This window comes from Gemmata sp. (assembly GCF_051859125.1).
Classification (GTDB): domain Bacteria; phylum Planctomycetota; class Planctomycetia; order Gemmatales; family Gemmataceae; genus Gemmata.
This window is the reverse complement of the sequence record NZ_JBHYGG010000254.1, coordinates 23669-36167: the sequence shown is the minus strand read 5'-3', so window position 1 is coordinate 36167 and position 12499 is coordinate 23669. Positions and strand designations below refer to the sequence as shown.

General features: G+C 73.1%; 10 protein-coding genes. 7 read left to right on the top strand and 3 right to left on the bottom strand.

The annotated features are described in order from the left end of the window. Window positions 1-112 precede the first annotated feature (112 nt). Window positions 113-2206, top strand: coding sequence for a PAS domain-containing protein (locus ACTIGN_RS22915; protein WP_439628188.1), 2094 nt, complete (start codon window positions 113-115; stop codon window positions 2204-2206). A gap of 195 nt (window positions 2207-2401) precedes the next feature. Next, a complete protein-coding gene (locus ACTIGN_RS22910; protein WP_439628186.1) occupies window positions 2402-2965 on the top strand; it encodes an RNA polymerase sigma factor in 564 nt (187 codons plus the stop codon). 247 nt (window positions 2966-3212) lie between these two features. Here the strand turns inward: ACTIGN_RS22910 and ACTIGN_RS22905 are convergent, their stop codons facing one another. After that, window positions 3213-3530, bottom strand: coding sequence for a hypothetical protein (locus tag ACTIGN_RS22905; protein WP_439628184.1), 318 nt, complete (start codon window positions 3528-3530; stop codon window positions 3213-3215). A 92-nt stretch (window positions 3531-3622) separates the two neighbouring features. Here ACTIGN_RS22905 and ACTIGN_RS22900 point away from each other — a divergent pair, with 92 nt between their 5' ends. The 3 genes from ACTIGN_RS22900 (at window position 3623) to ACTIGN_RS22890 (ending at window position 6212) form a co-directional block, all read left to right on the top strand. Next, window positions 3623-5059 (top strand): serine/threonine-protein kinase, encoded by a 1437-nt coding sequence (locus ACTIGN_RS22900; RefSeq protein WP_439628182.1) that lies wholly within the window; start codon window positions 3623-3625, stop codon window positions 5057-5059. A gap of 120 nt (window positions 5060-5179) precedes the next feature. Then, window positions 5180-5872, top strand: coding sequence for a Calx-beta domain-containing protein (locus ACTIGN_RS22895; protein ID WP_439628180.1), 693 nt, complete (start codon window positions 5180-5182; stop codon window positions 5870-5872). Between the two features lie 49 nt (window positions 5873-5921). Next, on the top strand, window positions 5922-6212 hold the full coding sequence (locus ACTIGN_RS22890; RefSeq protein WP_439628178.1) for a hypothetical protein: 291 nt from the start codon (window positions 5922-5924) through the stop codon (window positions 6210-6212). A 114-nt stretch (window positions 6213-6326) separates the two neighbouring features. On the opposite strand, the gene ACTIGN_RS22885 is transcribed toward ACTIGN_RS22890, so the two are convergent. After that, window positions 6327-9701 carry a Tex-like N-terminal domain-containing protein gene (locus ACTIGN_RS22885; protein WP_439628176.1) on the bottom strand — a complete coding sequence of 1125 codons (3375 nt, stop codon included), beginning with the start codon at window positions 9699-9701 and terminating at the stop codon, window positions 6327-6329. Window positions 9702-9889: 188 nt separating this feature from the next. Here ACTIGN_RS22885 and ACTIGN_RS22880 point away from each other — a divergent pair, with 188 nt between their 5' ends. Both ACTIGN_RS22880 and ACTIGN_RS22875 read left to right on the top strand, forming a co-directional pair. Beyond that, window positions 9890-10705 carry a cysteine peptidase family C39 domain-containing protein gene (locus tag ACTIGN_RS22880; RefSeq protein ID WP_439628174.1) on the top strand — a complete coding sequence of 272 codons (816 nt, stop codon included), beginning with the start codon at window positions 9890-9892 and terminating at the stop codon, window positions 10703-10705. A 70-nt stretch (window positions 10706-10775) separates the two neighbouring features. Then, complete coding sequence (locus ACTIGN_RS22875; RefSeq protein ID WP_439628172.1) at window positions 10776-11084, top strand: hypothetical protein; 309 nt, start codon at window positions 10776-10778, stop codon at window positions 11082-11084. 17 nt (window positions 11085-11101) lie between these two features. Here ACTIGN_RS22875 and ACTIGN_RS22870 read toward each other — a convergent pair whose 3' ends face one another. After that, window positions 11102-12475, bottom strand: coding sequence for a serine/threonine-protein kinase (locus ACTIGN_RS22870; RefSeq protein WP_439628170.1), 1374 nt, complete (start codon window positions 12473-12475; stop codon window positions 11102-11104). Between the last annotated feature and the right edge of the window lie 24 nt (window positions 12476-12499).

The window sequence follows — 12499 nt, the reverse complement described above, 5'->3', positions numbered from 1 at the left end:
GGGGGGGGGGGTATTCGGGGCGCCGCCCGCCGGGGGGGCCCGGCCCGCGCGGGGGGCCCGTAACCGGGGGGCGCCGCGCGCCGGGGGGCTGGGCCCCCGGCCGCGCGACGCGATGCCGACCCAGAAGTACGACATCCGCCTGCCGGAGGCCGGCGGCGGCGGGTTCGAGGAGCGGCACTGGAACCCGGTCAACACCCCGGTCCTCGACGCCGCGGGCGAGGTCGCGTTCATCACCCATTGCGTCGAGGACGTGACCGAGTTGGTACGCACCCGCGAGACCCGCACCGGCTGCGGGGCCGAGGCCCTGGGGCGGGAGCAGATGCTCCTCCGGGCGCTGCTCGACTCGCTCCCCGTCGCCGTCTGGACCAAGGACCCCGACGGCCGGTACGCGGTCAGCAACCGGGCGCACGCCGACCTGCTCCGGGCCGCGGACGGGGCCGCGGTGGCCGGCCGGACCGAGGCCGACTTCTTCCCCGAGGGGTACGCCCGAGAGGCGCTCGCCGAGGACCGCCGCGTGCTGAGCGGCGGGGAGCCGGTGGTCAACAAGGAGGAACTGGTTCCCGACCCGCGGGAGGGGGGCGGGGGCCGGTGGCACCTGACGACCAAGACCCCGATGCGGGACGCGGCCGGAACGGTCCACGGGCTCGTCGGGGTGAGCCGCGACGTGCAGGACCTGAAGGGGGCCGCGCAGGCGCTCCGGGACAGCGAGCAGCGGTTCCGCGCGTTCTTCGAGGCCACGAGCGTGGGCCTGGTCGAGGTGTCGCCGGACTGCCGGATCGTCCGGGCCAACGACGCGTTCTGCCGCATGCTCGGGTACCCGCCCGGGGAACTCGCGGGCCGATCCGTCGCGGAGTTGGCGTTCCTCGACGACTGGGCCGAGATCAGTGGCCAGTACGCCCGGATCGCCGGGGGCGCGGCCGACGCCTTCGAGTCGGAGCGGCGGTACCGGCGGGCCGACGGGTCGGTCGTGTGGGCGCACGTGAGCGCCACCGCGACCCGCGACGCGGCCGGCCGCCCGGTCCGCGTCTCCGCCGTGGTCGTGGACCTGACCGAGCGGAAGCGGCTGGAGGCGCAGTTCCAGCAGTCGCAAAAGATGGAGGCCGTCGGCCGGCTCGCCGGGGGCGTGGCCCACGACTTCAACAACCTCCTCACTGTCATCATCGGGTACGGGCAGATCCTCCTGGAGCGGCTCCCGCCCGGGGACGCCGCGCGGGAACTCGTCGAGGAGATGACGGCCGCCGGCGAGCGGGCCGCCGGGCTCACGAGCCAGCTCCTGGCGTTCAGCCGCAAGGCCCCCCTGGAGCCCCAGTTGCTCGACGTGAACCAGGTGGTCGCGGAGGCCGAGCGGCTGCTCCGGCGGCTCATCGGCGAGGACGTGGCCCTCACGACCGCCCTGGCCCCGAACACCGGGCTGGTCCGGGCCGACCAGACCCTGCTCGAACAGGTCCTGATGAACCTGGCGGTGAACGCCCGCGACGCCATGCCCCGCGGGGGCCGGCTCCTGATCGAGACCCGGGCCGTGAGCCTCCGCGGCGACCCGACGCCGTACGCCGACCTGCGGCCCGGGAGCTACATCCAACTGGCCGTGTCGGACACCGGGACCGGCATGTCCGACGCGGTGAAGGCCCACCTGTTCGAGCCGTTCTTCACCACCAAGGGCCCCGGGAAGGGGACCGGTCTGGGCCTCGCGATGGTGTACGGGGCCGTCAAGGCGCTCGCCGGGCACGTGAGCGTGTACAGCGAGCTGGGGATCGGCACCACGTTCAAAATCCTCCTCCCGGTCTCCGCCGGCGCGGCCCCGAGTTCGGGCTCGGGCGAGGTCCACCTCGTGCCCAAGGGGACCGAGACGGTGCTCCTGGTCGAGGACGACGAGCAGGTGCGGCGGATGGCCCGGCTCGCGCTGACCACCCAGGGGTACGAGGTGGTCGAGGCCCCGGCCGGGGCCGCCGCGGTCGCCGCCGCGGCCGCCCACGCCGGGCCGATCCACCTGCTCATGACCGACGTCGTGATGCCCGGGATGAGCGGCCGCGAGGTGGCCGCGGCGCTCCGCGGCCGGCACCCCGGGCTCCGGGTGCTCTACGTGAGCGGGTACACCGACGACGCGATCGTCAGCCACGGGATCGTCGAGCCGGCGGCCGCGTTCCTCCAGAAGCCGTTCACCCCGTTCGGGCTGGCCCGGAAGGTGCGGGCGGTCCTCGACGGGTGACCGCCGCTGCGGACCGCACGCGCACCTGTTGACACTTCCGTTTGACCGTCTAATATGTCATAAACTCGGTCCCCCAGGGTCGCGACCGCCGCGCCCCCGGGGTACGATGAAGCGCGTGGCCCGCCCGACCGGCGTTCGCCTTCCGCCCGCGCGGGCCGCCCGGCACGGGGCGCCGCGAGCGCCGGAGGGGACGGCGTGGACGAGGCCGACGACATCCGCGAGTTGGTCGCCGCCGTTCGGGCCGGCGACCCCGAGGCCAGCGCCGAGTTCTACCGGCGGTTCGGGCCGTACGTCCGGGCCGCGGTGCGGCGGCAGCTCCACAACGGGCTGCGGAGCCGGTTCGACTCCCTCGACTTCGTGCAGGACGTCTGGGCGTCGTTCCTCGCGCTCCCCGAGGACCGGTACACGTTCGATTCGCAGGGCGCGCTCCTCGGGTTCCTCACGAAGGTGGCGTACAATAAGGTGATCGAAGTGTTCCGGCAGCGGTTCGGGACCCAGAAGCACGGCGCGGGCCGCGAGCGGCCGATCCCGGCCCGGGCCGACGGCGAGCCGCTCTCCCCGGCCGGGAGCCCCAGCCAGTGGGCCATCGCCGGGGAGCAGTGGGAGCACCTCCTGCGGCACGTCCCACCGGGCCACCGGGCCATCGTGGAACTGCTCCGCGACGGCCACGGGTACGAGGACATCGCCCGGATGACCGGGGTGAGTCTCAGCACCGTGAACCGCGTCGTCCGCAGGCTCAAGGATCTCGCCGGACTCTGACCCGAACCGAAGCCGCCATGCTCGCCCAGCCGGTCCAATCCCCCGAAGCGCTCGGCGCGCTCGTCGACGCCCTCAAGGGGGCGTGGCGGGCCGGTGCGGCGCCGGACGCGGCGGAGGCCCTCCGCGAGCACCCCGACCTGCTGCCGTTCCGGTCACTGGTCGTGGACCTCGCGTACGAGGAGTACTGCGTCCGCGAGGAAGCGGGCGAGGTGCCCGAGGCCGACCAGTTCTGCGGCCGGTTCCCCGCCTATCGGTCGCACATCCGCGAGGTGATTCGCGGCCACCGGCTCCTGGCCGACCACCCCGACCTCCTGGCCAAGCCGGCCGCCGCCTGGCCCCGCCCCGGCGACACGTTCGAGCAGCTCACCGTGGTCCGCGAGCTGGGCCGCGGGTCGTTCGCCCGCGCGTACCTGGCCCGCGACCCCGAGGCCGGGGACCGCTCGGTCGTGCTCAAGCTGGCCCCGTCGCGGTCGGCCGAGGCCCGCACGCTCGGCACCATCGCCCACGAGGGGATCGCGGCCGTGCTGTGGGCGCGGCCGGCGGGCGGGTTCTTCGCCATCTGCATGCCCTACGTCGGGGCGCTCACCCTCCGCGACGCGGCCGAAGCGGCGCTCCGCGCCCCGGGCGGCCCGTCCGGGGGGGGCGCTGCTCGCCGCGGTGAGCGACCCGGCCCTCCCGCCCGTCGCCGGGGCGGCGCGGCCGGCCCTCACCGGCCGCGAGTCGCACGCCGACGCGGTCGCCGCGATCGCCGCCCGGCTCGCCGACGCGGTCGCGTACCTCCACGCCCGCGGGATCGCGCACGGCGACCTGAAGCCGACGAACGTGCTCCTCGGGCCGGGCGGCGCGCCGCACCTCATCGACTTCAACCTCGCGACCGGGGGGGCCGACGCGCTGCTCCGCCGCGGGGGCACGCTCCCGTACATGCCGCCCGAGCAGCTCCGGGTCGTCCTCGGCGGCCGCGAGGACAGTTCCGCCCTGGCCGGCGACGTGTACTCGTTCGGCGTGGTGCTGTTCGAGGCGCTCGCGGGCCGGGTGCCGTTCGAGCCGGGCGCCGCCACCGAGCCCGCCGCGGTCGCGGCCGACCTGCTGTGTCGCCTGACCGCCGCCCGCCGCCCGCTCACCGCGGGGGTGCCGATCCCGGCCCCGCTGGCCCGCCTCATCGACCGGTGCCTGGAGATCGACCCGGCCCGGCGGCCGCCCATCGGCCGCGTGCGGGAGGCTCTCGAACGGTACTCCGCCCGGCACCGCCGCCGGCGCAGCGCGGCCGCGGCCGCCGCCGGGGTCGTGGCCGTGGCGGCCGCGTGGCTCGCGCTCCCCCGGGCGCAGCCGCCCGTGCCGGAAGAGTCCCCGATCGCCGCGACGCAGGCGGCGTTCGAGGCGACGCCCAAGACGGCCGACGAGTTCTTCGCCCGCGGGCTCCGCCACCTCCGCACCGGCGACACGGGGGCCGCCGTCAGCGACTTCGGGGCCGCGAACCGCACGAGCCCCTCCGGTCGCACGAGCGCGTACCTCGCGTACGCGTACGGCCTCGACGGCTTCCACTTCCCGGCCGAAGCGGGGTACCGGCGCGCCATGGGCCAGGGCTACGCCCCCGCGTGGGTCCACAACAACCTCGCGCACGACCTGCTCCAACTCGGCTCGAAGGCGCAGATCCAGTCGGGGATCGACGAGGCCAACGCGGCCCTGGCCCTCGACCCGAACCTGCTCCCCGCCCGGCTGAACCGGGCGATGGGTCGACTCAAACTGAGCGTCGCGGACCCCGACACGTACCCGTACTCACCGGAGTCGCTCGCGGACATCGAGGCGGTGATGCGGCACCCCGCGGAGTCCGCGAACCTCTACGTTGCGGCCGCTCACGTCACGGCCCGGTTCGGGGCCGACCGCGAGGAGTGCCGCGCCCGGGCGGTCGGGTACCTGCGTGAGGCGGCCCGCCTCGGGTGTCCCCCCAACAGCTTCACGAACAACCGGGCTTTCGCCGCCTACAAAGACCGAGCCGATTTCCGGGACGTCGTCTCTCTTCCCGCTGTGCCGGCTCCCGCCCGTCGCCCCCCGAACCCCTGCCTCGTCACGCCGCCGCTAGACGAACTGCGATAGGCTCGCGGTCCGTGACACCTTTTGCCACCGCTTCGCGATTGATCGGGTGAACCGCCCCCGCTCGTGCCGCCCCGTCACGGCGGCCGGGAGGCGGTTCGAGTTTCCACCCGGTCAGACACGATGGCACCGAACGCCCTGCGGACCCGCTTGAGCCTGACTCCGTTGGAAGAGCGCGCGACCCCCGCGGTCACCGTCACCGTCGCGACCCTTGCGGTCGCGACCGAGTCGGGGACGACCGGCGTGTTCCGGTTCACCCGGAGCGGGAGCACCGCCGGGAGCCTGACGGCCAGTTTCGTGGTGAGCGGCACGGCGACGGCCGGGAGCGACTTCAACGCGATCACCTCGAACGTCACGTTCGCCCCCGGCTCGGCCACGGCCGACAAGCTCGTGACCGCGATCGACGACGGCGTGGTCGACCCGAACGAGACCGTCACCGTCCAGGTCGGCAACTCGCGGAGCGGCGGCACGATGATCGTGCCCGGCACGCCCGGATCGGCCGTCATGGTTATCGGCGACAACGAAACGAATGCGGTCCCGCAAATCATCAACTTCGCCGCCACGGACCTCGGCGGCGGGCGCTTCCTGTTCACCGGCCAGGTGACCGACGACCAGAGCGTGGCCGGCCGGACCGTGACGTTCGGCGGGGTCCCCACGATGCAGGGGCAGAGCACGACGACCGCGTCGAACGGGACGTTCAGTTTCGAGATCCAACTGAACACCAACGGGACCGACATGGGACCGGTCACCGCTGACACAACGGACGTCTGGGGGGTAGCGTCGAACACGGTAGAGGTCGAGGTCGATATGCACTGACCCGGCGCGGACCCAGACCCGCAATCGCCCGGGGCAGGGGAGGGCTCTTGTGCGGACACACGACGACGGGCCGGCCGGTTCCGCCCTCGCGCCGCTGATCGCGCGCGCGATCGAACTCGGCCGCGGGCCGGCGGCGCTGCTCGACTGGCTGGGCGGCCGGGCCGCGGTCCCGGTCTGCCGCCGCGCCGCGGTCGACCGGCTCGCCCGCGAGTTGGCGGCGCTGCTCCGCGAGGGCCGGGCGGTCCGGCCGCTCGACGCCGAGACGCTCATCGCGTTCGCCCGGGAGACGTGGCGCGGCACCGGCCGGGGAAGCGCGGCCGGCACCGGGACCACGGCGTGACCCGGGCCGAACGGGGCGTCAACGCACGGGGCCGGTGCGGGGCGACCACTGTCGCCCCGCACCGGCCCCGAGTGCTTCACGTCCGGCCCCACGTTCCGGGGGCCGGCTCCGACGTCACGGCTGCGGTTGCTCGCCCTCGGGCTTCGCGTCGCCGCCCTCGGCCGGCTTCGGCGGCTCGGCGGGCTTCGGCTCTTCCTTCTTGAAGAACGCGAGCAACTCCCCGAACGTGTTGAGCGGAGCCTTTCCGGTCTTCTTGTCCGTCGTCAGGTTCGGCAGCGGCTTCGGCTTGCCCGCGGGCTTGGGCGGCGGGGCGTCGGCGGGTTGCGCCGGAGCGCCGCCCTGCTGCGGTGCGGACTGCGGCCCGGCCCCCCGCGGCGGACCGCCGGCGGCGCGGCCGAACCGCGACGGCCCCTGGCCCCGCGTCTGCTGGAACCCGCCGCCGGGCGGACGGTCGCCGCGCGGCTGGAACCCGCCGCCCTGGCCTTGACCCGGACCCTGTCCCTGACCGCGGCCCTGGAACCCGCGGTCGCCCTGCTGCTGGGGCTGCTGCTGCGGGGCCGGGCCGCGCTCGGCCCGGTCGCCGCGCTCGCCGCGTTCCCCGCGCTCGCGGGGCGGCGGGCCGCCCTGCTGCTGGCCGCGGCCGCCGCCGCCCGGACCGCCCGGCCGCCGCTCCTGGCCCGGCGGGATCATCGACAGCGAGATCTTCTTCTCCCCCGGCTTCACCTCCATCACCCACACGGTGATGACGTCGCCGACGGCCACCACGTCGTACGGGCTCTTGATGTACCGGTTCGCCATCTGGCTGATGTGGACCAGCCCGCTCTCCTTCAGGCCGATGTCCACGAACGCCCCGAACGGGACGACGTTGAGCACCGTCCCCTTCAGTTCCATGCCGGCGGAGATGTCTTCGAGCTTGAGCACGCCCTTCTTGAAGATCGGCGGCGGCAGGTCCTCGCGGGGGTCGCGGCCGGGCCGGGCCAGCGCGTCGAAGATGTCGCGGACCGTCGGCTCGCCGGCGTTCAGGCGGGCGGCGACCTCCGAGACGTTCAGGGTGCCGAGCTTGGCGCGGATCTCGTCGAGCTTCGCCCGGTCGCGGAGGTCGGCGGGGGCGAACCCGAGGTCCGCGAGCACCTGCCGGGCGACGCCGTAGCTCTCCGGGTGGATCCAGGTCGCGTCGAGCGGGTCGGCCGCGTCCGAGATCTTGAGGAACCCGGCGGCCTGCGTGAACCGCTTCTCGCCCAGCCCCGAAACCTCCTGGAGCTGCGCCCGGGACGTGAACTTCCCCTTCTGCTCGCGGTGGGTCACCAGTTCCCGCGCGACGAGCTGGTTCAGCCCCGAGACGTGCCGCAGCAGCGGGACGCTCGCGGTGTTCAGGTCCACGCCGACGGTGTTCACGCTCGACCCGATGACGACCTCGAGCGACTCCTTGAGGTGCTTCTGCTTCACGTCGTGCTGGTACAGGCCGACGCCGATGTGCTGCGGGTCGATCTTCACCAGTTCGGCGAGCGGGTCCTGGAGCCGGCGGCCGATGCTGATGGTGCCGCGGGTCGTGGCGTCGAGGTCCGGGAACTCCTCGCGGGCGATCGGGCTCGCGGAGTAGTCGCTGGCCCCGGCCTCGATCACGATCACGTACGCCAGATCGGTCGGGGCCTCGGGGAGCCCTTCGAGGCTGATCTGCGGCTCCCTCGGCGGGGCCGGTGCGGGGGCGGCCGGGGCCGCGTTCTCGACCGCGATGACCGGTTCCGACGGCGACCCGGTGGTGACCGACTCGCCCGTGTGCCCGCCGCCCACGGTCTCGACCGACGGTTGCGTCAGCACCACGACGGAGCTGATCGAGTTCTCGCCCCCGGGCAGCCCGGCCGGCGACGACACGATGCTCTCGGACTGCGGGGGCACGTCGGGCAGCACCGGGGCGGCCGCCTCCGGGGGCGGGCCGGCCGGGGCCGGCGTCGCGCTCGTCTCGCTGGTCGCGGCGGGGACCGCGGGGGGCGGGTTGAGCCGCCGGTGCTCCAGGTCGCCGATCAGGTCGGCGACCAGCTGTTCGGTCTCGCGGCACCCGGTCCCGTTGCCGATGGCGACCACAGAGATCTGGTGCTTGCGGACGAGTTGCTCGACCTTCCGCTTGGCGTCGGCCTGGCCCTTCTTCTGGCCGTGCGGGTACACGACCGCGTCCTCGAGGAGCTTGCCGGTCTCGTCGAGTACCGCGAGCTTGCACCCGGTGCGGATGCCGGGGTCCACCGCGAGCACCTTGCGGCCGCGGAGCGGCGGCTGGAGCAGCAGGCTCTTGAGGTTCTTGGCGAACACGAGGACCGCGTGGTCCTGCGCCCGCTCGGTGAGTTCGCGGCGCACCTCGCGCTCGAGGCCGGGCAGCACGAGCCGCTCGAGCGCGTCCTTGACGACCTCGGTGAGCAGCTCGCGGTGCGGGTGGTCGGCGACCCCCAGGTGGTACTGCGCGATCTCGTTGGCCATCACCACGTCGGTGTCCACGCGCACGCGGAGGACGTTGGCCTTCTCGCCGCGGTTGATCGCCAGGACGCGGTGCGGCGGGATCTCCTTCACCAGCTCCTTGAAGTTGAAGTACGGCTCGTACTCCTTCCCCTTGCCCTCGGGGAGCGTCTCGATCCGCACGGCGGCGATGAGGCCGGTGTCCCAGGTGAAGGCCCGGAGCGGCCCGCGGACGTCGGCCGCGTCGGACACCATGTCGGCGAGGATGTTCCGCACCCCGGCCAGGACGTCGTCGGTGTTGAGCAGCCACTTGTCGGGGTCGACCAGCCCCGGAACCACGTCCGCGAGGTTGGCGACGGCCGGGTCGCGGTTCCAGATCGCCTCGGCCAGCGGCCCGAGCCCCTTCTCGCGGGCCTCGGTCGCCAGCGACTTCTTCTTCGGCTTGAACGGCAGGTACAGGTCCTCGAGCCGCTTGGGGCTCTCGGCCGCGAGGATCGCCTGCGTGAGCCCGTCGTTGAGCCGGCCCTGGTTGGCGACGCTCTTGAGGATGGTCTGCTTGCGGCTGGCGAGTTCGCGGAGGTTCTGGACCCGGTCCTGGATGCGGCCGATGACCTCCTCGTTCAGCCCGCCGGTCCGCTCCTTGCGGTACCGGGTGATGAACGGGACGGTGTTCTCCTCGTCGAGCAACTGGACGACGGCCTCGACCTGCGCCTTCCGGATCTGCAGGTCCTGTGCGATCCGCGACAGGTCGTGCGGCTGCGGGGCCGGGGGGACCGTGGGCACCGGCTGCGGCGGCAGCGCCGGGAGCATCACCGTCTTCCGCTCCTGGGCCGGCGCGGGGGCCGGCGGGGCGTCGCCGGCGGGCGCGGCTGCGGGTGCGGTCCCGACTTCGGGCGCGGGTGCGGTCCCGCCCTCGGGCTCGGCCGCGGGCGCGGCCGGCGACTCGCTCGGGGGGGCAGCGGCTTCGGGCTGCGGGGTCGGCGGCGTCTCGGGGACGGGGGACGTGGCATCGGCCGGTTGAGGCGTCGGGTCGGACGAGGTCATCGGTCAGCGTCCTTGTTTGGCTGCGGGGGTCGGCTCCGGGACCGACCGGAGTCGAGACAGTCTGCGGGCCGGGTGGGGTTCGCGCCGGCCCGCTGCGCCCAGGGAGCAAAGGAATGGTTATGATTAGGGGCGGGTGGAGATGTGTCAACCGTCGCCCCCCGCGGTTCCCTGGAGAAGAAAGGGTGTTCATGCTGCGGCCCCTGGCCCTCGACGTGGCGGCGTTCCTCCTCCCCGGTGTCCTGTGCGTCGCCCTGTTCCTGCTGGGCACCCGGTTCCGCCGGTGGCCGCGGGCCGTGCGGGCCGCCGCGCTGCTCGTCGCCTTTGCGGCACTGGGGCTCGGGGTCGCGTCGGCGTACCGGCTCCTGCCGATGCGGTTCGAGCGGATCGGGTTCCAGCTCGGCGGGCTGACGTGCCTTCTGTGCTGGGTCGCGAACTTCCTGCTCGGGTGCGTGTGGTCCGTCCCGGGCCGGAGCATGAGTTCGGGCTTCATCGGCAGCATCGGGGTCATCGCACTGCTCCTGGCCGAGATCGAGTCGAGCGGGCGGCTGTGGTGGCGGTTCGCTGCCCCGCAGGCGTGGCACCGCGTCCCCGACTCGTTGGGGTTGCTCCAGCAGACCAGTGCAACGACGTGCTCGCCGACCGCGGCCGTGATGCTCCTCGGGCTCGCCCGCATCCCCGCGAGCGAGGGGGAAATGGCGTACCTGTCGGGCACGTCCCTCCTCGGGGCCGACGCACAGGGCATGAGCCTCGCGCTTGACCAGAAGGCCGCGGCGCACGGGTGGCGCGTCGAGGCCGGGCCGACGACCTACGACGAGTGCGTGCGCCGCGGCGGGCCGTTCATCGCGCACGTGAAGGGCCGCGAAACGGGCCACGCGGTGGTGGTGCGCGCGGCGGTGCCGGAGGGGGTCGTCATCTTCGACCCGGCGAACGGCCAGGCCCACCTTGAAAAGCGCGAGGACTTCGAACCCGACTGGGACGGTACCGCCATCCGGCTGGTGAAGTGAGGTCGAACATCTTGGGTGCGTGTCGTGACCGTCATGACCCCGCGGTTGCGGTGGTTGAGGAGGGTGTGGGGTGGACATCCGCTGGCGACTTGATCGATTGATCGAGGCACAGATTGGAGCCGGGAGGGAGATGGGGTTACGGGAAAGGACCGCTTACATACTCGTGGCGGCGTTCCTGAACGATGCAGATCTGGTGACGATTAAACCGTTCCTCACTGCGCGGTCTTCAGAGCTACCCGCACTCGGCGAAGAGGGCGAGTACCGTGGTGCTGTGGTGTTCAGGTTGGATTCGCCGCGTCGCGCCGAGCTGCCACCGAACGGCTGGTACAAGCGGATCGCGTTCTGCTACGCGCCAATGCTCCACGTGTTCCGCTCTTAGCCAATAGCCCAACTGGGTCAGAAGTACCGCCGCAGCGCCGTGAAGAGCGCCTCGCAGCGGGGCCGCCAGGTGCGGGCGCTGGCGGGCTTGTAGCCGTCGACGGGCCGGAACACGACCCGCACGTTCATCCGGGCCTGCGACGGGTCCGGCTTCTCCAGGTTCAGCTCGACCTCGATCGGCTCCTGGCCCGCCGGGAACGACGGCTTGCGGACGGTGCGGAACCAGCTCAGGATGCCGCTGCCGCCGGTCCCGCCCTGCGCGTGCGCCGGCACCCCGCCCGGCGGCTTGCCCCCGGGGAACCCGATGTGCAGCCGGATCACCCCGGGCTCGCTCGCCACCACGAACCCGGCGTAGTCGTCGTTGAACCCCTTCAGCTTCGCCGCGATCATCCGCTCGGGGATCAGCACCTCGAACTGCTCCTCGACCCGGAACGGGTCCGGCGGCAGCTTCGAGGCGGCCGCCGGCTCGTCGGCGATCTCGGCCGCGATCGGCATCGGCTCCCACCCCGCGGGGGCGGTCATGGTCCACAGGTCGATGCCGAGCGAGCGGCCGAACATGTCCGCGAGTTCGTGGGCCGACTGCGGCCGCTCGTTGGGGAACTTCGACAGCGCGAACATGATGGTCGCCTCGACCGCCGGCGGCACGTTCGTCACGCCCACCTTCGAGAACTTCGGGGGCGGCCGGTTGACGTGCGCGTTGAGCAGGTCGTCCTGACTGTCGTCGGTGAACGGCAGCCGGCCGGTGAGCATCTCGTAGAGCATCACGCCGACCGAGTACAGGTCGCTCCGCCAGTCGACGGTGTCGCCGCGGATCATCTCGGGGCTGACGTAGGCCGGGGTGCCGATGGCGTGGATCGGCCCCTCGCCGGTCAGTTCGGCGAGCTGGAGGTGCGGCTTGGCGGCGAACCCGGCGAACCCGAAGTCCATGACCTTGAGGGACTCGCCCACCGCGCCGGCCCCGACGACCATCACGTTGGCCGGCTTCAGGTCGCGGTGGATGATGCCGGCGTCGTGGGCGGCCTGGAGCGCGTGGCAGAAGTACCCGAGCAGGGTGCCGGTGCGGTACACGTCGAGAACCCGGGTGGCCTCCAGCACGTCCTCCAGGGTCTTCCCGGGGACGTACTCCATGACCAGGCACGGGCCGATCGGGTCCTTGAGCGACGCCTCGATGAACTGCACGGCGTAGGGGTGCGCGAACCCCGCCATCGACTTGACTTCGGCCTCGAAGAGCTGGTCGAACTTCGGGTGCTGGGTCATGTGGGGGTGGACGCGCTTGACCACGACCCGGTGCTGCGGGTCGGCCAGCGGCTCGGCGAGGTACACCTCGCCGTTGCTCCCGCGCCCGAGCACCTGGAGCAACTTGTACTTCTTCAGGGCGATTTTACCCTGCATGCCCAAACCCTCGGCGGGCCGGCG

Coding starts and splice junctions, on each gene's coding strand:
- ACTIGN_RS22915 (WP_439628188.1), top strand. CDS start 113: ATGCCGACCCAGAAGTACGACATCCGCCTGCCGGAGGCCGGCGGCGGC.
- ACTIGN_RS22885 (WP_439628176.1), bottom strand. CDS start 9,701: ATGACCTCGTCCGACCCGACGCCTCAACCGGCCGATGCCACGTCCCCC.
- ACTIGN_RS22880 (WP_439628174.1), top strand. CDS start 9,890: ATGCTGCGGCCCCTGGCCCTCGACGTGGCGGCGTTCCTCCTCCCCGGT.
- ACTIGN_RS22905 (WP_439628184.1), bottom strand. CDS start 3,530: ATGCAGATGGCGAAGAACCCGCCCGCCGGCCGCGCCCACAGCACGGCC.
- ACTIGN_RS22895 (WP_439628180.1), top strand. CDS start 5,180: ATGGCACCGAACGCCCTGCGGACCCGCTTGAGCCTGACTCCGTTGGAA.
- ACTIGN_RS22870 (WP_439628170.1), bottom strand. CDS start 12,475: ATGCAGGGTAAAATCGCCCTGAAGAAGTACAAGTTGCTCCAGGTGCTC.